Source organism: Alteromonas abrolhosensis, assembly GCF_001953635.1.
Lineage (GTDB): Bacteria > Pseudomonadota > Gammaproteobacteria > Enterobacterales > Alteromonadaceae > Alteromonas > Alteromonas abrolhosensis.
On the sequence record NZ_MEJH01000007.1, the window covers coordinates 197,310 to 220,147 of the forward strand.

Annotated in this window: 18 protein-coding genes; 7 read left to right on the forward strand and 11 right to left on the reverse strand. The window is 44.5% G+C overall.

The window, feature by feature from the left end; translation table 11 throughout:
* Nucleotides 1–86: 86 nt before the first annotated feature.
* The 4 genes from BGK61_RS12405 to seqA form a co-directional block, all read right to left on the reverse strand.
* On the reverse strand, nucleotides 87–1,391 hold the full coding sequence (locus BGK61_RS12405) for a putative bifunctional diguanylate cyclase/phosphodiesterase (RefSeq protein ID WP_076012471.1): 1,305 nt from the start codon (nucleotides 1,389–1,391) through the stop codon (nucleotides 87–89).
* Nucleotides 1,392–1,698: 307 nt separating this feature from the next.
* Nucleotides 1,699–4,176, reverse strand: coding sequence for a glycogen/starch/alpha-glucan phosphorylase (locus BGK61_RS12410; RefSeq protein ID WP_076012472.1), 2,478 nt, complete (start codon nucleotides 4,174–4,176; stop codon nucleotides 1,699–1,701).
* A gap of 218 nt (nucleotides 4,177–4,394) precedes the next feature.
* Entirely contained in the window at nucleotides 4,395–6,047 is a 1,653-nt protein-coding gene (pgm, locus tag BGK61_RS12415; RefSeq protein ID WP_076012473.1) for a phosphoglucomutase (alpha-D-glucose-1,6-bisphosphate-dependent), read from the reverse strand.
* Nucleotides 6,048–6,094: 47 nt separating this feature from the next.
* The gene (seqA, locus tag BGK61_RS12420) at nucleotides 6,095–6,880 is read right to left on the reverse strand and encodes a replication initiation negative regulator SeqA (protein WP_076012474.1); all 786 of its coding nucleotides are present in this window, start codon (nucleotides 6,878–6,880) and stop codon (nucleotides 6,095–6,097) included.
* 478 nt (nucleotides 6,881–7,358) lie between these two features.
* On the opposite strand from seqA, the gene BGK61_RS12430 reads away from it, so the two are divergent.
* From BGK61_RS12430 to cynS, 6 genes are all read left to right on the forward strand, one after another.
* Entirely contained in the window at nucleotides 7,359–8,306 is a 948-nt protein-coding gene (locus tag BGK61_RS12430) for an AAA family ATPase (RefSeq protein ID WP_076012476.1), read from the forward strand.
* A 36-nt stretch (nucleotides 8,307–8,342) separates the two neighbouring features.
* Entirely contained in the window at nucleotides 8,343–9,476 is a 1,134-nt protein-coding gene (locus BGK61_RS12435) for a DUF58 domain-containing protein (protein WP_076012477.1), read from the forward strand.
* Nucleotides 9,473–11,539 (forward strand): transglutaminase TgpA family protein, encoded by a 2,067-nt coding sequence (locus BGK61_RS12440; protein ID WP_076026085.1) that lies wholly within the window; start codon nucleotides 9,473–9,475, stop codon nucleotides 11,537–11,539. Before BGK61_RS12435 ends, BGK61_RS12440 begins: the two co-directional genes overlap by 4 nt.
* Nucleotides 11,540–11,979: 440 nt before the next feature.
* A complete protein-coding gene (locus tag BGK61_RS12445) occupies nucleotides 11,980–12,828 on the forward strand; it encodes a formate/nitrite transporter family protein (RefSeq protein WP_014949030.1) in 849 nt (282 codons plus the stop codon).
* Nucleotides 12,829–12,950: 122 nt separating this feature from the next.
* Entirely contained in the window at nucleotides 12,951–14,861 is a 1,911-nt protein-coding gene (locus BGK61_RS12450) for a bifunctional protein-serine/threonine kinase/phosphatase (RefSeq protein ID WP_076012738.1), read from the forward strand.
* Between the two features lie 18 nt (nucleotides 14,862–14,879).
* Entirely contained in the window at nucleotides 14,880–15,329 is a 450-nt protein-coding gene (gene cynS / locus BGK61_RS12455; RefSeq protein ID WP_014997985.1) for a cyanase, read from the forward strand.
* A 113-nt stretch (nucleotides 15,330–15,442) separates the two neighbouring features.
* Here cynS and fusA read toward each other — a convergent pair whose 3' ends face one another.
* The 5 genes from fusA to BGK61_RS12480 all read right to left on the reverse strand — a co-directional run bounded on the left by fusA (nucleotide 15,443) and on the right by BGK61_RS12480 (nucleotide 20,903).
* Nucleotides 15,443–17,530 carry an elongation factor G gene (gene fusA, locus BGK61_RS12460; protein WP_014997984.1) on the reverse strand — a complete coding sequence of 696 codons (2,088 nt, stop codon included), beginning with the start codon at nucleotides 17,528–17,530 and terminating at the stop codon, nucleotides 15,443–15,445.
* A 183-nt stretch (nucleotides 17,531–17,713) separates the two neighbouring features.
* A complete protein-coding gene (rlmM, locus tag BGK61_RS12465) occupies nucleotides 17,714–18,811 on the reverse strand; it encodes a 23S rRNA (cytidine(2498)-2'-O)-methyltransferase RlmM (protein ID WP_076012739.1) in 1,098 nt (365 codons plus the stop codon).
* Nucleotides 18,804–19,271, reverse strand: coding sequence for a DUF423 domain-containing protein (locus BGK61_RS12470; RefSeq protein ID WP_076012740.1), 468 nt, complete (start codon nucleotides 19,269–19,271; stop codon nucleotides 18,804–18,806). Before BGK61_RS12470 ends, rlmM begins: the two co-directional genes overlap by 8 nt.
* 35 nt (nucleotides 19,272–19,306) lie before the next feature.
* Nucleotides 19,307–19,999 carry an alpha/beta family hydrolase gene (locus tag BGK61_RS12475; RefSeq protein WP_014997981.1) on the reverse strand — a complete coding sequence of 231 codons (693 nt, stop codon included), beginning with the start codon at nucleotides 19,997–19,999 and terminating at the stop codon, nucleotides 19,307–19,309.
* Nucleotide 20,000: 1 nt separating this feature from the next.
* Nucleotides 20,001–20,903 carry a transcriptional regulator GcvA gene (locus BGK61_RS12480; RefSeq protein ID WP_014949024.1) on the reverse strand — a complete coding sequence of 301 codons (903 nt, stop codon included), beginning with the start codon at nucleotides 20,901–20,903 and terminating at the stop codon, nucleotides 20,001–20,003.
* A 216-nt stretch (nucleotides 20,904–21,119) separates the two neighbouring features.
* Between BGK61_RS12480 and BGK61_RS12485 the strand changes: the two genes are divergently transcribed.
* The gene (locus BGK61_RS12485; RefSeq protein ID WP_014997980.1) at nucleotides 21,120–21,398 is read left to right on the forward strand and encodes a hypothetical protein; all 279 of its coding nucleotides are present in this window, start codon (nucleotides 21,120–21,122) and stop codon (nucleotides 21,396–21,398) included.
* 62 nt (nucleotides 21,399–21,460) lie between these two features.
* On the opposite strand, the gene kdsA is transcribed toward BGK61_RS12485, so the two are convergent.
* Together kdsA and BGK61_RS12495 are read right to left on the reverse strand one after the other, a co-directional pair.
* Nucleotides 21,461–22,315, reverse strand: a complete 855-nt coding sequence (kdsA, locus tag BGK61_RS12490) for a 3-deoxy-8-phosphooctulonate synthase (protein ID WP_014949022.1) — start codon at nucleotides 22,313–22,315, stop codon at nucleotides 21,461–21,463.
* 20 nt (nucleotides 22,316–22,335) lie between these two features.
* Complete coding sequence (locus BGK61_RS12495; protein WP_014997979.1) at nucleotides 22,336–22,707, reverse strand: SirB2 family protein; 372 nt, start codon at nucleotides 22,705–22,707, stop codon at nucleotides 22,336–22,338.
* Nucleotides 22,708–22,838 lie beyond the last annotated feature (131 nt).

A 22,838-nucleotide genomic window follows, 5' to 3' on the forward strand; every position in this document is an offset into this window, starting at 1 on the left:
GGTACGGCTCACCAATGGCTTTGCTTTCTGATAAGGTAAAAGATGTGCGGGTGTCAGGAGGAAATGTAGTTAGCTTTTCGAACTTACTATGCTTGTGCGCGCCTTGGCGAGTTACCAACAATTATTTCCCGTTGGGTTAGTTGAACGAAGTCGTTAAAAGGAATGGCACGAGAAAATAAATAACCCTGACCTTGAGAAACGCCGACATCACGTAATATGTGCAGTTGCTCTATTGTCTCTATCCCCTCCGCAACTACACAGCAACCCTTAGCATGACCAATAACTTTCGCCGCTTCGATAATGGCGCGATTAACAGGGTGTGCTTCAAGCTCCATGACAAATGATTTATCTATTTTTAGGGCATCAAGATCTAAATCTCGGATGTAAGCAAGGTTAGAATAACCTTTTCCAAAATCATCCACAGAAATAGACACGCCCAAACTACGTAACTCATCTAACTGCTTTTTCACCATGAGTGAATTTGATAAAGCCACATCTTCAGTAAGCTCTAACTCAATGAGTGACAAAGGCATTGCGTAAGACTGGCTCAACATAGTCAGTGTAGGCACTAATTGGTTGTCGTAAAGCTGAGTCGGTGAAATGTTAACAGACAAAACAATGGGAATTCTCAGTACGTCTAATTCAGCCAACGCTTTGAATGCTTGCTCCAGTGTCCAATAGCCCAGCTCACTCATCATATTATACGATTCAGCCGCTTCAATAAGGGGGCCGGGAAATAATACGCCATCAAGAGGGTGATTCCAGCGTAGCAGACACTCTGCACCCACGACCTTTAGCGAAGTTAGATCAACTTTCGGTTGGTAGTAAAGCTCAAGTTCATTTTGTGCTAAAGCGCGCTTTAAATCTGCTTTGAGCGCTAAACTTCTCCCAGTATCGGTTTTGTCCGATTTAGTCAGTGCAAAGTAATTTTCGTATTTGTTCTCTTTCGCCTGTTTCAGTGCTGTCTCTGCTCGAGACACGAAGGAAGTGATATCAAAATCACGCTTAATACTGCATACCACGCCAACGTTAAAGTCTGCAATAAAAGCCGTGCCGTCATAGTGCATAGGCGTTTTGAAATGCTCGACTAAGCGTTCGAACATCTGTCGCATTACAACTTCATTGCTTTCATTAGGAAAAACAATGCCGAAAACATCACCGCTAATACGCCCAATTGATACCGATTGCCCAAAGAGAAGTTGAATGCGGTTGGCTATTTCAAGTAGGAAGCGGTCGCCAATGTGAATGCCTAAGCTAGTAGTCACATCAGAAAAACGCACCACATCAACCAACATTAATGAGATAGAAGCGCTGCGAGACGCTTGCTTTGAGATGCTATCGATAAACGCATAGCGATTGGGGATGGTTGCCAGTGATGTGTGTTGGCTCATGATGTTTTCCTTGAGCTTTACGCTTCGAGGTACTAAAAACAACTAGTGATATAAAACCATGGCGATGCGAAAGGCGCAACGACAGTAGCGTATTATTTTGTATACCGTCTTATACTTTTGTACAACATTGCTTTGATATTGGCCAGAAACATGGCTAAAACAATGATTGGTTAGAGGAAATGAATAAAGCTAAACCTGAATTCCTCCCTTTCATTGCAAACAACAAGCGTTTCGAGCTTAATAAATGAAGGTAATAAAAAACCCGGCAAGTGTAACACTGCCGGGTTCTTTCGTTTAGCTTTCGCGATTAGCTTTCAATCTTACACGGTGAAAGTTTCCAAACGCGCTCTACATAGTCACGAATTGAACGATCTGAGGTAAATTTGCCCATTTTCGCTGTATTGATGATAGCCATCTCCGCCCAGCGCTCTTTGTCGCGATATGCGGCATCAACTGCAATTTGTGCATCAGAATAAGCGCGGAAATCTGCTAGCACCATGTAAGGGTCGCCGTTATCAAGCAAGCTTTGCTTAATTGATACCAATGCACCCGGCTTACCTGGTGTGAAGTAATCCGTTTCTAACCAATCCAACACGGCTTTAATTTCGGGATCTTTGTAGTAGTAGTCATATGGGTTGTAGCCATTCGCTTTCAGCTCATTCACTTCTTCCACGGTAAGACCGAAAATAAAGATGTTGTCATCGCCCACTTCTTCCGCAATCTCTACGTTCGCACCATCAAGTGTACCGATAGTTACCGCACCGTTAAGTGCAAGCTTCATATTACCGGTTCCTGATGCTTCTTTACCTGCCGTACTGATTTGTTCAGATACGTCAGCTGCTGGGATCATTTTCTCAGCCAGTGACACGCGGTAGTTTGGTAAGAAAGCAACTTTAATCTTGTTATTTACACGCGGATCGTTGTTGATTTTATCCGCTACCTTGTTAATCGCGTAAATAATGTCTTTCGCAAGCTTATAGCCAGGCGCTGCTTTTGCACCAAATATAAACACACGCGGGTGCATATCGTAATCAGGGTTTTCAAGAATACGACGATACAACGCCATAATATTCAGAAGCGCTAAGTGTTGACGCTTGTACTCGTGCAAACGCTTAATCTGCACGTCGAAAATAGCGTTAACGTCTACTTCAATATCAAGTGACTTGCGAATTTCATCTGCTAGCAACTCTTTATTCTCAAGCTTCACTTTCATGAATTGCTTCTGGAACGTTTTATTGCTTGCAAATTTAGCCAACCCTTGCAATTTGTCTAAGTCGCGCGGCCAGTCTTCTCCAATCTTTTTATCGATTAGCTTAGACAGCGCTGGGTTACACGCTTTCAACCAGCGGCGTGGTGTAATACCGTTGGTTACGTTAGTTAGCTTACCTGGGTATAGTTCATCGAACTCTGGGAACAGAGACGACTTAACAAGACGAGAGTGCATTTCTGCCACACCGTTAACGGCAAATGAGCCGATTACTGACAGGTGGCCCATACGAACCATCTTCTCGTTACCTTCTTCAATGATTGAAAGCTTAGCTTTCATAGCATTGTCGCCAGGCCACTTCTTATCAACCTCTGCCATAAAGCGGTGGTTAATCTCATAAATGATTTCCAAGTGACGAGGAAGGATCTTTTCAATCATGCGCGCAGGCCACTTCTCAAGTGCCTCTGGCAGCAGGGTATGGTTAGTATAGGCAAATACTTTCGTACAAATGCCCCACGCTTCATCCCAACCAAGCTCTGCGCGGTCTACAAGAATGCGCATTAGCTCAGGAATAGAGATAGCTGGGTGCGTGTCGTTAAGCTGAATAACAACCTGATCTGCAAAGCGGCTCCAATCGTCGCCATGAGCACGCTTGTAACGGCGGATAATGTCTTTAAGCGAGCACGAGCAGAAGAAGTACTGCTGAATAAGACGCAGCTCTTTACCCGCTTCGGTTTCATCGTTTGGATAAAGTACTTTTGAAATGGTCTCGGCCTGAACGTTTTCGCGCTGTGCATCAACGTAACCACCCGCATTGAATACGTCCCAGTTGAAGTAGTCAGACGCTTCTGACTGCCACAACCGCAATACGTTTACGGTTTTACCTTCATAACCTACAACAGGAATATCCCATGGCACACCTTTTACAATTGAACCTGGATGCCACTCTTTAAGAACACGTCCGTTGTCGCCGTATTTAGTCTCTACATAGCCGTAAAGCGATACTTCTTGAATTGATTCTGGGCGGCAAATTTCCCATGGATTACCGTAGTCACGCCAGCTGTCTGGACGCTCGATTTGCGCACCACTCTTAATTTCCTGACGGAACAAGCCGTGCTCGTAGTGAATACCATAACCTATGGCAGGTAATTCCATGGTTGCTAGTGAGTCGATGAAGCAAGCCGCTAGTCGACCAAGACCGCCATTCCCAAGCGCCATATCAGGCTCTTCTTCAAGAATGTCTGAAATCTCAACACCCAACTCTTTTAGCGCCCCACTCGCTACATCGAACAAGCCAAAGTTTTGCAGGTTGTTTGAAAGTAGACGCCCCATTAGGAATTCGGCAGAGAAGTAATGAACGGCACGGGTGTCGTTCAGGTAATGACTTTTTTGGGTTTTGCGCAATCCTTCAAGCACTTGTTCTTGAATTGCTGCACAGGTTGCTTTCCACCACGCGTGATTGTTTGCTTTATTTTCGTCGGTGCCTAGCGTGCAGTGTAAGTGTTTAATAACCGCTGCCTTGAATGCAGCTTTATCGATCACTGGAGAGGGTTGCGTCTTGGTCGCTTTTGCGTTCATTTTGCGTCTCACTCTTAAGTAGAAGTGGTGTATACACACCGAAAACGTAATTTAATTACAGAATAACTTCAGAATATGACAGCAATATAGCAGTGCTTAAACGATTATGTTGTAATAATTTTGTTAAAATAACAAAAAATCGCATGAATTCGTATGCATTCATGCGATTTTTAACAATTATTTTACAAAGACAATTTTAAAGCGGTTTATTTTTGAGCTTATTTAATGATTCTTCCTACTAAAGCTTCAGCTTCAGCGATTAATTCCTGTAAGTGGCTTTCACCGTTAAAGCTTTCCGCATAAATTTTATAAATTTGCTCGGTGCCAGATGGACGCGCTGCGAACCAACCGTTTTCTGTCGAAACCTTAACGCCACCTATAGCTGCATTATTTCCTGGTGCATGGGTTTGAACAGCAGTAATAGGCTCCCCCGCCAACTTATCACTTGTGACGACAGATGCATCCATCGCCGAAAGCTTGTGCTTTTGCTCAAGGGTTGCTGCTACGTCAACACGGTTATAAACCGGCGCCGCAAACTTTTCCGTTAACGCTTTATAGTGCTCGCCAGGATCTTTACCCGTAACGGCTAGAATTTCCGCTGCCAGCAAACAAAGAATAAAGCCGTCTTTGTCTGTCGCCCACGTGCTTCCATTACGTTCAAGGAAGATGCCACCTGCACTTTCTTCACCCGCAAAACCAATAGTGCTGTTTGATAAACCTTCAACAAACCATTTAAAGCCAACTGGCATTTCAGCCAAAGGTTTACCCAGGCTGTTGGCTACGCGGTCAATCATGCTGCTAGACACCAGTGTTTTACCGATCTTTAAATCGCTAGGCCATTCTGGACGGTGGGTATACAGATAGTTAATTGCCACGGCCAAATAATGGTTAGGGTTCATTAAGCCGGCACTTTTGCAAACAATACCGTGACGATCGAAGTCAGGGTCGTTGCCCCAAGCAAGGTCAAAATTATCTTTAAGCTCGATAAGCCCTGCCATTGCGTAAGCCGACGAACAATCCATGCGAAGCTTGCCGTCTTTGTCGCGGCGCATAAAGCCGAACTGTGGGTCAACTGCGTCGTTAACTACTGTAATGTCCAAGCCATACTTTTCAGCAATACGCGACCAATACCCGACACCTGCACCACCGAGTGGGTCTGTACCTAGTTTTAAGTTAGCTTTTGCAATCGCTTCCATGTCGATAACGTTCGCTAGGTCTTCAATATAAGGTTCCATGAAGTCTTCTTCACGAACCAATTTGCGTGCGGTAGCTTGGCGAATATCAATGCGCTTAACGTTTTTATTGCCATCGGCAATTAGTTCATTCGCGCGTTCTTGAATTTGCTTGGTTACGTCGCTATCGGCAGGTCCACCATGAGGCGGATTGTACTTAAATCCACCGTCTGAAGGAGGGTTATGAGAAGGCGTAATGACGATACCATCTGCCTTGTCGGTGTTGCCAGCGCGATTGTAACGAATAATAGTACGCGAAATTACGGGTGTCGGCGTATAGCCCATGCTTTCATTGTCCGCACGCTGCACAACAACATTGACACCGTTTGCACACAAAACTTCGATAGCGGTAATCATGGCAGGCTCAGATAACGCGTGGGTATCTTTACCAACGAATAGCGGGCCGTCGATACCTTCTTGTTTACGATACTCTACCAGTGCTTGGCAAATTGCACTGATATGGGTGTCGGTAAACGTAGCGTTGGAAGCTGTACCTCTGTGACCCGAGGTACCAAAAGAGACCGCTTGACCCGGATCATTGATATCCGGTTTGAAGCTGTAATATTGGCTCACTAACTGCGCTACGTTAATGAGTTGCTCTTTTGCTGCATGCTGTCCAGCCTGCGGATGTAATGCCATGAAAAAAATCCTTATTTAGAAGTTTCGTTGTTCTATACCTTGGCTTGCTATTTACCTTCTGAAGAGAAACGCGCAATCACGGTTTCAATAACATCAGGTTGATAGCCTAAGTTACGCAAAACTTGTTCCAGCATATTCGTTTTCTTGGCAGTATTGTTATTGGTTACCACCCAGAACGGGCTATCAGGGATTGCTTTGGGGTTAGTACTGCTGCCGTTTTCCAACAATGCCGCCTTACTTGTCGCAAAGTACGTACGGTTTTTACCTTTTATACTTTCAACACGAGCAAAGTTTTCTGCATTAAGCTTGTGCGCTGCACTTAAAACAAACAAGAACTGGTCAACGCGTTTGGTAAATGTGCCCAGTGCATCTTTCGATACCGCATCAAGAATGTCTCTTTTCGAGTGAGCTTCTGTTGCTGGCGTTGCTGAAGAGACTTCCGGCGTCTTCTTAGTTGCCCTCGAAGTTGCAGGAGATTTTGCTGCCGTTGCTTTAGCTGGTGCTTTCTTCGCTGCGGCTTTTGGCGCTGCTTTTACTGCTGCACTGGCTGTCGCTTTGGTGGGTGCTTTGGCTGGTGTTTTAGACGCCACTTGCGTTTCAGCTGCTGCTTTTGATTCACTTGCACTTTCTACTGTTTCTACCAATTCCGCACTTTTTGATTCGCTTGTTTTTGCAGAGGTTGATGAAACCACACCAGATTGGACACCATGGGACACGGCACCGTCTTCAGGCAAGAGTAAACGTCTTAAAATTTGTGATGCACTCTCACCAATATGCTTCGTTTGGCTGGCGATGAAGGCATATAAATCGTCATCTATTTCAATGCTTTTCATAACTACTTCCTTTTTAAGAGGCACCATTATAGACAACACAGATAAACTACGCAGCACTTAATAACAGATGTTTTGCCGAATCTATACAGATTGTGCAATAAAGTGTTTTATTCGTACCCACAACCGCGTCACATGCGCGTTAGATAATGACTGCTTAAACCGCTTTCTTCTTGTCAAAATTGACAAAGCTCAAGCACTGAAACTTCCCCTTAAAAAGGCACGAGACTCGCCTGTGAAACGCTGATATACCTGCGTATGAAATTTAACAGGCATTTCAATAGAAAGCCTTTCACTATCGTTGCTATTATTAAAAAGTAGTGATCTTTGAACCCCGCGTTGTCGGTACGCGTTATCGTTCGCTAAACATGTAAACTCGAACATGAATTTAAACATCATTGCGCAACATCCTTAAGGAAGCCTCAATCGCTTTCTTATTGTGTAATGTGACAGAGTAATTTTAAACTTAAGTGACAATTATATGCGCCAAGACATCATTAACGTACAACATGCTCTGAGTCAGAAAATTATTGGTAAAGATCACCAGCTAAAACTCGCGATAGCCTGCCTCCTTGCTAACGGCCACTTATTGATTGAAGACTTACCGGGAATGGGTAAAACCACCCTTTCCCATGCGCTTTCCCAAGTTTTTGGCCTTCAGTATTCCCGCATTCAATTTACTTCTGACTTACTACCCTCGGATATGCTAGGCGTAAACATTTTTCATAGTCATGAACAAGACGAGGCAAAGCGCTTTTCTTTTAGGCACGGCCCTATTTTCAGCCAAGTGGTGTTAGCGGACGAGCTAAACAGAGCCAGCCCCAAAACACAAAGCGCCCTGTTAGAGGCGATGGAAGAGCGACAAGTAAGTATAGATGGTGTAACCCATGCGCTGCCGTCTCCGTTTTTTGTTATTGCTACACAAAACCCAAGCTATCAATCGGGCACTTACCCCTTGCCTGAGTCACAACTTGACCGGTTCTTTATGCGTATCTCCTTAGGCTATCCAGCGTGGGAAGCAGAAAAAGCCATGCTATTGCAACAGGATTCATCAGCACCACTTGCACAAATACTAAATGAGGAGAATTTGCGCGAGATGCAACGAGAGGTAGCCGCTATTCATACCAGCGATGCTATTATTCATTACATACTAAGATTGGTGAGTGAAAGCCGAGAAAGTAATGAGTACCCTAACCCGCTATCGCCACGAGCCAGTAGAGCGATACTCCAAGGTGCCAGAGCCTGGGCGTTTGTTTCCGGAAAATCATATGTTACTCCCGATGATGTACAGGCCGTCTTCGTGGCCATTACCGCTCATAGGCTAACATTGTCTTCACATCAGTTGGCACAAGGGCAGCAAACCCATGCTTTTGACGGTGAAAAACTGAGCCAGAAATTACTTGATAGTATTGACCCGCTGGCAGCCTAGCATTCATGAATTACCGGAGCGCTAAAGGTGCGTAGAATGCTAACTTCACTGTCGAATTACCTTAAGCACAGGCTATTGAAGTGGTTAGACAGGCGAGTTCCGGCTTCTCACGAACATCACCTCAACCTGAACAGTATTTTTATATTGCCCAGCGGATTCGGTTGGTCTTTTATAATTTTATCGCTGTGTTTGTTTTTACTTGGTACTAACTACCAAAACAACTTGATGTTACTGCTTAGCTATTTGTGCTTAAGCATTATGCTATTAACGCTGTTTTATACTCACCACAACTTTGCGCGTTTAGCGCTTAAAGCGGCTCCCCCACGTCCGTTTCACTGTAACTTACAGGGTGAATTGCAACTTCAGGTTATCCCTCACGCGGCAGCATCAACGAAAACGTGCAATGGTGTATTAGCAATAAAGTGGCTAAATACAGTTCGCCCCATGGAAACCGCTGTTCATGCAAGCAATGAAGACACCTCAGTGGATCAGCAGACGTACAGCTTTTCTTTAAACGACAATGAAGCTGCGGATACAAAACAAACGCAAACCTTTAGCGTGCCTCTTCAAATACCAGCACGGGGCCAATTTGCACTGGGCAGACTAACCATTGCATGCGATTTTCCGCTGGGATTATACAAATGCTGGACCCACCTCGATTTTGATCAACAGGTTACTGTCTATGCAAAACCTCAAGAAGGCCCGGTCACTATTAATAAGGTTGCCAGTTCTAATGAGTCAGATAGCGTCAGTCAGGTGAACGATCTTACAAGTAACGAAGACTTCTATGCATTAAACGATTATGAAGTTGGACAGCCGCTTAACCGTGTATCTTGGAAGCATGTGGCGAAAAACGGAAATTGGGTTTCGAAATCCTTTACCTCTTTGCAAAACGACAGTTTTGTACTTTCAGTTCCCTCCAACATAGATGTGGAAACTGCCGTGTCGGCACTTACCTATGCAACATTGTCTTGGGCAGGCGCAGACCGGGTATTTGGAATACAGTACAAAGGGCTTAACATTGCCCCTGCTCATGGGGTAAAACATAGGCACGAATGTCTTAGTGCACTTGCTTGTTTGAATTCGCATTCATCACAAGCTTCTTCAACCTCAAATAAAACGGTATCAATATCTTCCATAAAGAGTGAAAGCGCGAGGTCAATAAAATGAGCTCCGCTATCTTAAGCCGTTTGTCACAATTAACCGTTGTTAAAAGCGTGTTTAGCCAACCAACGTCCGTGGCTGTGCTTATGCTCTGCATAGCATTCTCCTTTATTCTTTTTACTCTTACCGCGCCACTTATGACATGGGTAATTATACTAAGTGGATGTGCTGTGATAGTGCGGATGGCAGGCCTTAGTACGTTAAATAGTTTGCCGACAACACGCACGGTTAATTTACTGGCGATATTGGCAGTGTTCGCATTATCGTGGTTTGGCTTCTCAGTAGGTTTGCTTGATAGCATGATTAACCTATTGACCGTCGCGTGCGCTCTCAAAATCATGCTGGTTGAGAAAAAACGAGATTTTCACTTACTTGTATGTACCTGTTTGTTCTTAATCGGCTGTGGATTTATTTCGTCTCTAAGCGTATTTGCGTGGATTGGCTATACAGGAATACTGGCCCTGCTCCTTTTCGCGACCGCCATATATCATGGCGCAGGAATTCCTAAATCAAAAAGTATTAAATTCGTGACCGTGCTTATTGTCCAGGCCTTCCCTATCGCGCTACTACTGTTTTTACTGCTTCCCCAACTCCCTCCGCTTTGGCAAATGCCCACGTCAAAGTCGACTGAAACCGGGCTTTCTGACACGGTGACACCAGGTGATATTGCTTCACTAGCGAGTTCCTCTGAATTGGCTTTCAGCGCTACATTTGAAAGCGCAGAAGATGTCCCCGATGCGCCATCCAGGTATTGGCGCGCTATGACATTAGAACATTTTGATGGGAAAACCTGGTCTATTAGCGACAAACGTAAACAGGCAGAGCAGCAGCTAGCTTACATGGGCAAGTCATCGCCTTTGTCAGTGTTGGCCGAGGAAAACACGGCTCAAGTAATAAATTATGAATTGATTGTGGAGCCTACACAGCAATCGTGGCTGTTTGCGTTAGCGCCTTCGACACCCAACAACCGCGAGAACAGTATTTTCGTAAGAAGTCTTTTTGATTTTACGTTAAGGGCGAATAGCCCAATATCCAGTAAGAAAGCGTTTTATCTGCGCTACTATCCAACTGCTCAAATCACTAGCGGAATAGGAAATTTTGAATCGCAACTAAACCTTCAGGTTTCCATGAATGGCAACCCACAAACCCGGGCATGGGGACAGACACTTGCCAAACAATATTCAGGCGCACAGCAAGTAGTTAACGCAATAATGCGTGAATTCAATCAAGGGGGCTTCCGCTATACCCTATCGCCGAACGCCATGCCTACCGACCCCATCGACCGCTTTTTATTTGAAGAGCGCTCAGGCTTTTGTGCCCATTACGCAGGCGCCATGGTGTACGTGCTACGCGCCGCAGGGGTACCGGCAAGAATGGTGACGGGCTATCAGGGCGGGAGCGCACTTAATGACAATGTACTTCAAGTAAGGCAGTACGATGCACATGCATGGGTGGAAGCATTTATTGATGGTGTATGGGTACGACACGACCCAACGAGTATGGTGGCACCGTCTCGCTTAACCTTTGGACTTGAACGTGCGCTGGAAGAGCTGGGGGAGTCACGTGAAGCCAGTATTTTGGGCGACCTTAGCAACGCAGCTATTTTTGCAACGTTACAAAGCTGGTTGCAACAGCTCGATTACTCGTGGAGTAAGTGGGTACTCGGTTTTGACAATGCTGCGCAAACCAACATGCTTGAAGATTTACTAGGTTCGCTAACGCCGCAAAAAATGCGTGCTGTATTTCTTTCCGCCATCGGCCTAATAGGGCTTATTTTAGCACTGTATTTTTTACCCAAAACGTATCGCACCACGTTGTCGCCCTCACACAGAGTTTTACTAAACGCAATAAAATGCGTTGAAGCGAAAACAGGAAAAGAAAGAGGAAACAAAACCTTGTCAGCCTATTTGGCTGAGGTTAATCCTTTAATAAATGAAGATGCTGCCAAGGCATTAGCACTACTGTGTGAGCTATTTGAGCACGAAAAATATGCACAGCAGACCCAAGAGGCAAAAGTTTATCCAGCCATGAAGCGTCAGCTAAAAATGTTAAAACAGGCATTAAAGTAGGAAATGGTAAAGCAGGTTGCACCTTAAACACTCACAATCCCCCCTTTTTAGTGCAGGCTAATTAATGGTGCCTTGGCGCAAGCGCCTATCAAAACAACCACAATTTTGTGCAAGTCATTGTTTTTAAGAAAAATAAATAAAACATTTGCGTACATTTTGGTTGTTGGCACTTTTTTAGCTTTGTACAAATGAATTACAAAAGTACGAGGGCGCTTAAACAAGTTTTAGGTGCTAACGGGCTTTAGAGTACAACGGCGTACATATAACTAACGGTTTATTTGTTAGCTACTACAATGCATGAGTTTCGGACAAAGGCGTCCCCAGTTCTTTCTTACGAGAGCGCTGCGGACGCCTTTTTTTGATCTTCTGGAACGCACTGAAACAGTAAACCACAACACATAACTGACAACTTATTAATAACGACAACGTGAGGTGAAACCATGGCTTATCTTCTCCCCGCTGAGTTTGCAACCAAGATGGTAGATGCAGGCGAAGCCAAAATTTATATGTCTACACGAGATACTTTAATCCGCGCTTATATGGCAGGTGCAATCCTGGCTTTGGCTGCTGTTTTTGCCGTTACCATTGCCGTTCAAACCGGCGTGTTTCTTCTTGGCGCAGTGTTGTTCCCAGTGGGTTTCTGTATGCTTTATCTAATGGGGTTTGACCTATTAACCGGCGTGTTCGTACTTACCCCACTTGCTTGGCTTGCACAGCGACCTGGCGTCACGCCAAAACAAATTCTACGGAATTGGGGGTTAGTATTTTTAGGTAACTTTGGTGGCGCATTAACCGTTGCCTTTATGATGTCGTTTATTTTTACCATGGGGTATAACGTGGATGGCGGTGCCATTGCGACTAAGGTAGCCAGCATTGGCGAAGCTCGTACATTGGGCTATGCAGAACACGGCGTTGCTGGATGGTTCACCATTTTCATTCGCGGCATGCTGTGTAACTGGATGGTGTCGCTAGGCGTAGTGGGAGCAATGATTTCAACCCACGTCAGCGGAAAAGTATTAGCCATGTGGATGCCAATCATGCTGTTCTTCTTTATGGGCTTTGAACACTCAGTAGTAAACATGTTCCTTTTCCCATTTGGACTTATTATGGGCGGCGACTTCTCGGTTATGGACTACTTCATTTGGAACGAGATCCCAACTGCACTCGGAAACCTTGTTGGGGGCCTCGCCTTTACTGGACTAACCCTATACACCACCCATGTTAAGACGCTACCAAAACGTACTATCCCTGTTGATAAGGCCGCTGCCTCGCAAACACTACCTATTTAATTAAGGCACTTATATTAAAGCCATCATGCCTTGTCCCTATAAGGCATGATGGCGTTATCCACTCTCCTTGGACGTAACTAATTGGGCTCAAGATTAAATATGCAGGTAAGAAGCAATAAAACATGAATGAGCAAGCCCCGCTTAACGCCCCATTTAATCCGCCAGCTAACACGCTCAGTGTAAGTGCATTTTCTACAGCCGGCGTAAAAGCGATAAACCAGGATGCATACGCTTTCCATGTTTCTGATAACCCAAATCAAAGCAGTGTTTTTGTTATCGCTGACGGTGTGAGTAGCAGTACGGTTAGTCAGATTGCTAGTGACTTTGCGACCAGGCAGTTTATTAGACTGTTTAACATGGCGCCGGAACAATGGTCAGTTAAGTCGCGCGCAGAAACCATTATCAAAGAAATAAACGCGCTACTTTATACTCGTACGCAGAAAAGCCCCTTTTGCTATACACCAGAAAAAGGTTATGTGTGCACGTTTACAGTGGCAGTGGTAACGGGCAATCGCGTGGATGTGTTTCATGTGGGGGATTGCCAAATTCAAGTTCTTTCTAAGAACGCACAATCGCCTATCTTACTCACAAAACCTCATCGTCAAGTATCGGAAAGTGAGCCTTCGCAGAGTTACCTTACTAAGGCTTTAGGTGTTCAAACGAACATAGACATCGATCATACAACGCTCACCCTGAATTCATCGAGTACGCTTTCGATAAGTAGCGATGGGGTTTATGAATTTGTATCATTACCTAGCATTCTAAAGAAAATCAATGAGTCCGAAACGCTTCCTGAAAACCAAGCTGCGTTGGTAGTACATGAGGCATTTACTAGAGGAAGCGATGACAACCTCACCTTACTTCTCGTAAAGGTTCTTGTAGCTAGCGCTGATGGCCTAAACGTTCACAGTCACCCACCGTATGCCGGCGTTTCAAGTTCACCTCATTCATCTGTACTTAACAGGCCGTTGGGCGACCAGCTGATAACCAATTCCGAGGTATCTGATGCTGTGGTTAATTACTCAAATCAGCAGTCTGATTTACAAGTATGCGAAGAACCCGCTACCGCCAATCTTTCAACGGGTGATGAAATTGATGGGTTGAAGTTAGAGCGACAGCTTTATACGTCAGCCCGAAGTCATGTTTTTATCGCCACCCATTCGTTTTGTGAAGCTATAAACACAAACAGCCCTGTGGTTGTAAAAACGCCGGCTACCGACTTTACCCTATCACCGGAAATGCTAAATGGGTTCTTAATAGAAAGCTGGTTTGCGAGACGGATTAATTCGTCACATGTTATTAAAAGCCCAACGTTTATTGATTTGGGTTTACCGTACTCTCCCTCTGCTTTTTACAGCGTTAGTGAGTATGTACAAGGTCAAACGCTAGCTCAATGGGCTGTTGATAATCCTACGCCGCCTTTAGAGCAAGTTAGGAATATAATTGAGCAGGTTGGTAAAGGTTTACAGGCAATGCACCGTCAGGGAATTCTTCACAGGGATATACGCCCCGACAATATTATTATTAGCGAACAAGGGCACTGTACTATTATAGACTTGGGCTCAGCAGCCTTAGCCGATGCCCCAAGCCTTTATAGTGACACACCTATTCCTGGCGCGGCACTTTTTGCCGCACCTGAGTACTTTATAGGAAACGTCGGCTCAGAGCGCTCTGATCTGTTCTCCTTAGCCGTACTCACCTACTATCTTTTGTGCGGTCGCTACCCTTATCGTACAAAGCTCGCTCACTGTCGCACCTTGGCCGAGCAGAAAAAGTTAACATACCAAACCGCACTAGACCCTAAACGACCTATACCCAATTGGGTTGATAGCGCCCTTAAACGCGCTTTACATGTGAACCCTGACAAACGCTTCTCAACACTATCTGAGTTTCTCTTTTCGCTTCGCTACCCAAATCCATCACAACATACGGAGTACGAGCCGTTAGTAAAACGACACCCTCTTTTTGTGTACAAGGTGCTAATACTGGCACTTATTTTCAGCAATCTAGTTACGCTCATTTTGTTTAACTAAACCTTTAAGGAAATGCAAATGATTACATCGAGAACCCAAGTTACCGACATGATCCAGTCAGCCAAGATTTTAAAAGGCATAAAATGGAGCCATATTGCTGAGGTTGTCGGCCAATCGAAAGAATGGAGTACTGCCGCCTGTTTAGGCCAGATGGCCATGACAAAGCAGCAAGCTGAAGCCGTGGGCGAATTACTTGAGCTTACCGACGAAGCGATTGCCTGGCTTCAAATTGTGCCTTACAAAGGCTCGTTACCAACAGAAGTCCCTACTGACCCGCTAATTTATCGCTGGTATGAATTGGTGAATGTGTATGGCACTACCTTAAAGGAATTAATTCATGAAGAGTTTGGCGACGGCATCATGAGCGCCATTGATTTTTCTATGGATTTACAGCGCGAAAACGATCCTAAAGGTGACCGCGTCAGCGTAGTTATGTCAGGGAAGTTTCTGCCGTATAAGATGTACTAAAAGTATTTCAAGACGGGAAATTCGACATAAAAAAAGCCGGTCATGCGACCGGCTTTTTAGTATTTCTTGAAGCGTAAGCTAACCCAAGGTCAGCTTACGTTCGCAAAGGCTAATTACTTAGCAGCTTTACGTGCTTTCGCTTCTTCAATTACTTTGTCAGCTACGTTCTGAGGACATGCTGAGTAGTGGCTGAATTCCATAGAGAACTGACCACGACCAGATGTAATAGTACGTAAGTGACCGATGTAACCAAACATCTCAGATAGAGGTACGTCAGCCTTGATGCGAACGCCAGTAGCGCCAGCTTCTTGGTCTTTGATCATACCACGACGACGGTTAAGGTCACCGATTACGTCACCAACGTTGTCTTCTGGGCTGAACACGTCAACTTTCATGATTGGCTCAAGAATCTGAGGACCAGCTTTTGGCATTGACTGACGGAATGCACCTTTCGCTGCGATTTCGAACGCGATTGCTGATGAGTCAACTGCGTGGAAACCACCGTCGAATAGTTCAACTTCAACGTCTAGTACTGGGTAGCCCGCTAGAGGACCTACTTCCATCATGCCTTTGAAGCCTTTTTCAATGGCTGGGAAGAATTCTTTAGGTACGTTACCACCAACAACGGTAGATACGAACTTAAAGCCAGAGTTAGTTTCGCCCGGACGGATTCGGTAATCAATCTTACCAAACTGACCAGAACCACCAGACTGCTTCTTGTGCGTGTAGCTGTCTTCAACTGCTTGTGTGATAGTTTCACGGTAAGCAACTTGAGGTTGACCTACTTCTAGCTCAACGCCGTAAGTACGCTTCAAGATATCTACTTTGATATCTAGGTGAAGCTCACCCATACCTTTAAGGATGGTTTCGCCTGAATCTTCGTCAGTTTCAACTTGGAAAGATGGATCTTCTGCTACTAGCTTACCGATAGCAAGAGACATCTTTTCGTTAGCGCCTTTATCTTTTGGCTTAACCGCAATCGAGATTACTGGCTCAGGGAAGATCATTGGCTCTAGTGTACAAGGGCTCTTCGGATCACATAGCGTGTGACCAGTTTGAACGTTCTTCATACCTACGATAGCAATGATGTCACCTGCCTGTGCAGATGATAATTCAGTACGGTCGTTAGCGTGCATCTCAACCATACGGCCAACACGCTCAGTCTTACCTGTAGCAGAGTTAAGGATGGTGTCACCCTTGTTTAGCTTACCAGAGTAAATACGTACGAACGTCAAGGCACCAAAACGGTCGTCCATAATTTTGAATGCAAGCGCACGGAACGGCTCGTCAACAGATACTGTTGCAACTTCACCAGTAGGCTCACCAGTTTCTTCGTCAGTTAGATCTTGTGGATCAACTTCTGTTGGAGAAGGTAGGAAGTCGATTACCGCGTCAAGAACTAGCTGAATACCTTTGTTCTTAAATGCAGAACCACAGTATGTTGGGAAGAACGCTAGGTCACGAGTACCTTTACGGATACAACGCTTGATGTCTTCTAGAGACGGCTCTTCACCATCCATGTAAGCCATCATTAGGTCGTCGTCTTGCTCAACAGCAGTTTCGATCATTTGCTCGCGATATTCTTGAGCTTTCTCAACCATGTCTTCAGGGATGTCTACGATTTCGTAGTTTTCAGGAAGGCCTGAATCGTCCCAGATATACGCTTTCATGTCTAGAAGGTTAACAACACCTTTAAACTCGTCTTCGATACCGATTGGAAGCGTCATTACTAGTGGGTTAGCAGCAAGTACTTTCTTAACTTGGCCAACTACACGGTAAAAGTCTGCACCCATACGGTCTAGTTTGTTTACGAAGATTACACGCGCAACTTCTGATTCGTTAGCATAACGCCAGTTAGTTTCTGACTGAGGCTCAACACCGCCAGAACCACAGAATACACCGATACCGCCGTCTAGTACTTTAAGTGAACGATATACTTCAACTGTAAAGTCAACGTGTCCCGGAGTATCGATGATGTTCATGCGATGATCTTTCCAGAAACAGGTTGTTGCCGCTGACTGGATGGTAATACCACGCTCAGCTTCCTGCTCCATGAAGTCAGTTGTTGATTCACCATCGTGAACCTCACCAGTTTTATGGATTTTACCAGTAAGCTTCAAGATACGTTCTGTTGTGGTAGTTTTACCCGCGTCTACGTGGGCGAAAATACCAATGTTTCTGTAATGAGATAAGTCTGACATTAGTTCACTTTCATTGGTTCAGAGTAAAAAAACGGCCGGATTATAAAGGATTTCTATACCAGATTTACACCTTTTTTAGCATAAACCTTAAATTCGTTTGCCAAAATCCGCGCCACCATTAATTCTTTTCTTTAAGTATCAATAACTTATTAATTAATGACACTTTTTTGAAAAATAACAAAATCACACCTCATCTTTTGAAGTGCGAACAATTGTTACTGTAACTTCATCTCTGTCGTGGTAGAGATGCCTCACCTTCACCGCAAATGCATCTTCCAAAGCATTTAATCGGCTTCTTAGCAACGTCATGGCTTCAACTACAGTTTCATAACGTTGTTTCATAGGTAACTTTAAATTGAATATTGCGTGCGTTGCCCAGTGCTTAACTAACCAATCACCCATCAATTTAGCTACCCTATCGGGTTGCTCTATCATATCACATACCAGCAAATCTACACGACCAAATTGTGGTCGATAGGTAAACCCGTCTGCCGCGTGATGTTCAACCAACCCCGTGCTCATTAAACTATCTGCTACAAGTCCATTATCGATAGCTTCAACGTACATTCCGCGCTTAACTAGCTGATAAGTCCAACCGCCTGGGCATGCACCTAGGTCCACGGCACGTCCTCCGCTTCGAAGTACTTTAGTCTGCTGCTTATCACTAAGCATATTCACTAAGGCATCTTCAAGTTTCAGTGTCGAGCGGCTCGGCGCATCACTTGGGAACTTCAATCGACAAATACCCAAGTGATCGCCACTAGCATGACTGGGTAATGTATAGCCAATATGGCAAATCTCAAATGACTCAAAGAAAATATGCAGTTTAGGTTTCCCCAGATTTTCCTTAGACGTAAGCCACCCCGCTTTTCTTAACGCTTGGCGAAGAGGAACCGTAAACTTTCGGCAAAACTTTGCGAGGGTTTTACCTTCTTCTGTATCTGGGTACTCGACGTCTATGGCGCCAAAAATTGAAAATGGTTTTTCAACCTCTTTCAAAGCCTCGAGTACTTGCCCTACTCTGTCCTCTTTCTCTATATCGTCTAGTGTGGCAAAAACTGCCACCAGCTGACGAGGGAAAATACTGTCGTGAACTGCAAACTGAGTAATGGTTTGTTCCAACTGCGAGGGATCGTATAAGTGATAAAGTACAAAGCCACTGTTCTTCTTCGACACTGGGTAGCCATAACATTGGGCTTCACCATATCGAGATGTAAGTTCGTTAGCCGTATCGTTTTCATACCCAGGTCGGCAATACCCTAAAATACTGGTGTTAGACATTATCTGCCCCCGACCTTTCATTAACGCTGTTTTGCCCCTCTAGATGTTGCTTCGTGAACTTATGACCCTTTATCAGCCCAATTACTAACAACACCCAACCGATAATAAAGAACATGCCCCCTAAAGGGGTTATCGGCCCAAACCATTTTATGCCGCTCATTCCTAGCGCGTATAAACTTCCACTAAACAACACCGTACCGGTAACGAAACAAAACGCTACTCTGTTGGCCCACGTTGATGAGACAACCCCTGAAAGGGCTGGCAAAAACAGTAAGGCTAATGCGTGATACATTTGATAACGCACGCCAATTTCAAAAGTGTTGAGCTGCTGTGCAGTTAACACGCTTTTTAATCCATGTGCGCCGAACGCACCTAATATGACCGAAAGGCCAGCTAGCAATGCGCCTGCAATAAGATAAGGTTTAGCAACGGTGGCTAACCCAAGTTTTTCAGTTTTCATTAAATTAGTCGTTCGCTCTGATTTCTAATTCATCATTAATTATTTAAATTGGCTTCTATAAAAGACGCGGTAAGTGTGGCAGCTTTAGCAATATGTTCTTCCTGCGTTTTTCCGCTTGCTTTTCGAGGCTTAAAACTGTGATCGCCGTCCTCTAAATAAGAGCACTCAATCATGGAAGATAACACGCCGTTCTTTTTGTAACTCTCCACTTCGCTCTTCGTACCAAAGGTATCTCGTTCACCCTGAATAATAAGCAAAGGTTTAGACGCCGTTTGCAGATGTTCGGTGCGTGTTTTTTCTGGCTTACTAGGAGGGTGGAACGGATAGCCCAGCGCTATCGCGCCTTTTACATTGCTCACCGCTTCATACACCATAGTCGCCATTCGCCCGCCCATCGACTTTCCACCGATGAACACAGGCAAGTTATGCAAGGCTTTGTTATCTTTACTGCAGGTTTCAATCACCGCAGTAAAGTGTGACATAAGTTTATCGGCTTTATCGGGAGGCCTACGCTTACTGGTAGCTTTTATAGTTTGCATATAAGGAAAGTTAAAAAGCACGGTCGATATGCCTTTTGCAACAAGCTCCGACGCCATCGCTTGCATGAACTCATGTTCCTTGCCCGCACCAGCTCCGTGGCCCAATATTAAGCACGCTATAGGCTTATCGGCTTCATGCAATTCAATGTCAAAACCAGGCTGTTCAGCGGTGGCATTCGATGTAGTCATATTACAGTAAATCCTCTTGTTCAGCTTCAACCAGCGCTAAGATCCAGTCTCTAAATGCAGCAATCTTTCCTAATTCAGCTTGTGATTCCTCACACACTAAATAAAACGCGTCACGACTCTCCACTCGCTCCTCGAACGGCATAACCAGTCTCCCCGCTTCAATTTCTGGCCTTGCAAGTACCGTATTACCCAACGCAATACCTTGCCCTAGCGCCGCTGCCTGTAAAACTAGCATCGAGTGACTGAAAACCGGGCCTTGGTTAACGTTTACGCCAACCACACCTACGTGCTTCAACCAATTCTTCCATGCCGTACGGCTTAAGTCGTGAAGCAGCACGTGATGTCTTAAGTCGGATAAACTGGATAAAGGTTTGGGGCCTTGAAAAAGCATAGGCGAACAGAGCGGCGTCAGGAATTCCCGATGTAGTTGGTCGGCTTGAAGACCAGCCCAACGACCTTTACCGTAATATATTGCAACATCTACATCGTCTTCTAAAAAGCCTTCATCGAAATCAACGGCTTTTATGCGTACGTCGATGTCTGGATGTGCCAAACTAAATTTATGAATACGGGGCACTAACCATTGGCTTGCAAAGCTTGGTGGCATGGCTACCGTAATGGCACCTTTGCTTCCCTTTGCAAGCAATCTTTCTGTCGCGTCTTGTAAGTTCTTAAAGATATCTTTTAATTCGAGGAAATAAGCTTGCCCCTCTTCTGTAAGAAGCAGAGTCCTATTTCTACGTAGAAACAATTTCATGGATAAGAAATCTTCAAGCGCTTTGATTTGATGACTCACCGCTGCTTGAGTAACAAAAAGTTCATCAGCAGCCTTCGTAAAGCTCAAATGGCGCGCAGCCGCTTCAAACGATTTCAAGGCGTTAAGAGGGGGTAAACGTCGGTGCATATATCGTTTTTAATCCAGTGTGACCGAAGCATGACAAATTCATTAGTTTTTCTAATGACAACCCATACTTTTACTCGTTTTATTTTCCACCACCTGTTGACTATAATTTACCCGAAATTAAAAAAGAGCATTTAATTTCAGCATTTTATGATGAACATTTGTTAAACATTTTAACATTCATCAACAATTATTTAATTATTTTTATTAGGTGTGAAAATGAAAAAGTTACTTTTAGCTAGTGTTTCTGTAATGGCTTTTGTGAGCGCTGCTGCAAATGCTAACGCACAACCAGAAAAGATCAATCTACAATCGTTAATCAACACTGCAATGACCAGCGTTAAGATGGCTGAAGTATTGCCAGAAAACGACGCACATATCCTTGTGAAAAAACAATCGAAAGCAATCTTGGCTGAAGAGACGCAAGTTCAGCTTCACAAGAACTTATTAGCAATGGCAAAAGGTGAAGAGCGCGTAAACGTTTCCGAAACGGAATAAGCAACTCACACACCTGATACGCATGCCGGTGCTTGCACCGGCATACGCCATCAATTACTTGCTTAGGTATTGCTTGTATCTAACGCGTCAAAACCTTTCACTAACTCGTCTAATGCTTTCATCTGTTGCAAGTAAGGCTCTAATTTAGCCAATGGCAACGCACAAGGACCGTCACAAAGTGCTTCATCAGGATTAGGATGCGCTTCTATAAATAGTCCTGCCAAACCTAACGCCATCCCACTTCTGGCCAGCTGTGCAGCTTGCGCTCGACGACCGTCTGCAGACGTCGCACGACCGCCCGGCATTTGAAGCGCATGAGTCGCATCAAATATTACTGGCGCATATTCTTTCATTGCGTCCATGCCAAGCATATCCACAACTAGATTATTATAACCAAAGCAGCTACCACGCTCACAAAGAATAACCTTATCGTTACCCGCTTCGCCTAGTTTCCCAATAATGTGACGCATTTCATGTGGTGCTAAAAATTGGGGCTTTTTCACATTGATAACGCTACCAGTCTTTGCCATTGCAACCACAAGGTCGGTTTGGCGCGCTAAGAAAGCGGGCAACTGAATAACATCTACTACTTCGGCAACGGGAGCCGCTTGGTGAGGCTCGTGCACATCAGTGATAAGTGGAACGTTAAAGGTCGACTTAATTTCTTCGAAAATACGCAACCCCTCTTCCATTCCAGGCCCGCGGTACGAGGTAACCGATGAACGGTTCGCTTTGTCAAATGATGCTTTGAAAACGTAAGGAATATTTAGCTTTTGCGTAACTTCAACGTAATGCTCTGCGATACGCATAGCGAGATCGCGAGACTCAAGTACATTCATTCCACCAAACAAAACGAAAGGCAAGTGGTTGGCAACGTCAACGTTACCCACATTAATAATCTGTTGAGATTCAGACATTATCTATTTCCAGTTAAATCTTAAAAAAGAGGTTGTTTAGTGACAGCAACCATCGCCGTTGCCATTAATACAGCAAGTGCTGCTACGAAAAAGCTCCATTTACCCATGGTTGTCTTAGCTTTTTTCAGCGCAAATAACCCAAACACAATATAAAGCACCACACCAACAACCTTAAATGTTAGCCATGCATTCACAAACGGATATTGTGACAGAATAACGCACAGCCAGATAGCGCTTGCTAACAGCACTGTATCAACTATGTGAGGAAGAATTTTAACCCACTTTTTGCTTAAAACAGAGGCATCGAATTGGCTCCATATAAAGCGAAAAACAAACAATAAAATGCTTAAGCCAACGGCGGTCATGTGAAGGTGTTTTGCCATCATGTACATAATGTGTTCCTGTTCTTGTTAGATAGTAAGCCTGCAACTCGTCTCTTTAACACATGGGTTACTTTTCAAGACTACTAGCTCAAAGGCTTGTCAGATTTAAGTTAACCAATCTTAACGAGAAACAAGCTTCA

Excerpts from the sequence above, each read along its gene's own strand:
- BGK61_RS12405 (WP_076012471.1), bottom strand. The coding sequence starts at position 1,391 with ATGAGCCAACACACATCACTGGCAACCATCCCCAATCGCTATGCGTTT.
- BGK61_RS12410 (WP_076012472.1), bottom strand. The coding sequence starts at position 4,176 with ATGAACGCAAAAGCGACCAAGACGCAACCCTCTCCAGTGATCGATAAA.
- pgm (WP_076012473.1), bottom strand. The coding sequence starts at position 6,047 with ATGGCATTACATCCGCAGGCTGGACAGCATGCAGCAAAAGAGCAACTC.
- seqA (WP_076012474.1), bottom strand. The coding sequence starts at position 6,880 with ATGAAAAGCATTGAAATAGATGACGATTTATATGCCTTCATCGCCAGC.
- BGK61_RS12430 (WP_076012476.1), top strand. The coding sequence starts at position 7,359 with ATGCGCCAAGACATCATTAACGTACAACATGCTCTGAGTCAGAAAATT.
- BGK61_RS12435 (WP_076012477.1), top strand. The coding sequence starts at position 8,343 with ATGCTAACTTCACTGTCGAATTACCTTAAGCACAGGCTATTGAAGTGG.
- BGK61_RS12440 (WP_076026085.1), top strand. The coding sequence starts at position 9,473 with ATGAGCTCCGCTATCTTAAGCCGTTTGTCACAATTAACCGTTGTTAAA.
- BGK61_RS12445 (WP_014949030.1), top strand. The coding sequence starts at position 11,980 with ATGGCTTATCTTCTCCCCGCTGAGTTTGCAACCAAGATGGTAGATGCA.
- BGK61_RS12450 (WP_076012738.1), top strand. The coding sequence starts at position 12,951 with ATGAATGAGCAAGCCCCGCTTAACGCCCCATTTAATCCGCCAGCTAAC.
- cynS (WP_014997985.1), top strand. The coding sequence starts at position 14,880 with ATGATTACATCGAGAACCCAAGTTACCGACATGATCCAGTCAGCCAAG.
- fusA (WP_014997984.1), bottom strand. The coding sequence starts at position 17,530 with ATGTCAGACTTATCTCATTACAGAAACATTGGTATTTTCGCCCACGTA.
- rlmM (WP_076012739.1), bottom strand. The coding sequence starts at position 18,811 with ATGTCTAACACCAGTATTTTAGGGTATTGCCGACCTGGGTATGAAAAC.
- BGK61_RS12470 (WP_076012740.1), bottom strand. The coding sequence starts at position 19,271 with ATGAAAACTGAAAAACTTGGGTTAGCCACCGTTGCTAAACCTTATCTT.
- BGK61_RS12475 (WP_014997981.1), bottom strand. The coding sequence starts at position 19,999 with ATGACTACATCGAATGCCACCGCTGAACAGCCTGGTTTTGACATTGAA.
- BGK61_RS12480 (WP_014949024.1), bottom strand. The coding sequence starts at position 20,903 with ATGCACCGACGTTTACCCCCTCTTAACGCCTTGAAATCGTTTGAAGCG.
- BGK61_RS12485 (WP_014997980.1), top strand. The coding sequence starts at position 21,120 with ATGAAAAAGTTACTTTTAGCTAGTGTTTCTGTAATGGCTTTTGTGAGC.
- kdsA (WP_014949022.1), bottom strand. The coding sequence starts at position 22,315 with ATGTCTGAATCTCAACAGATTATTAATGTGGGTAACGTTGACGTTGCC.
- BGK61_RS12495 (WP_014997979.1), bottom strand. The coding sequence starts at position 22,707 with ATGTACATGATGGCAAAACACCTTCACATGACCGCCGTTGGCTTAAGC.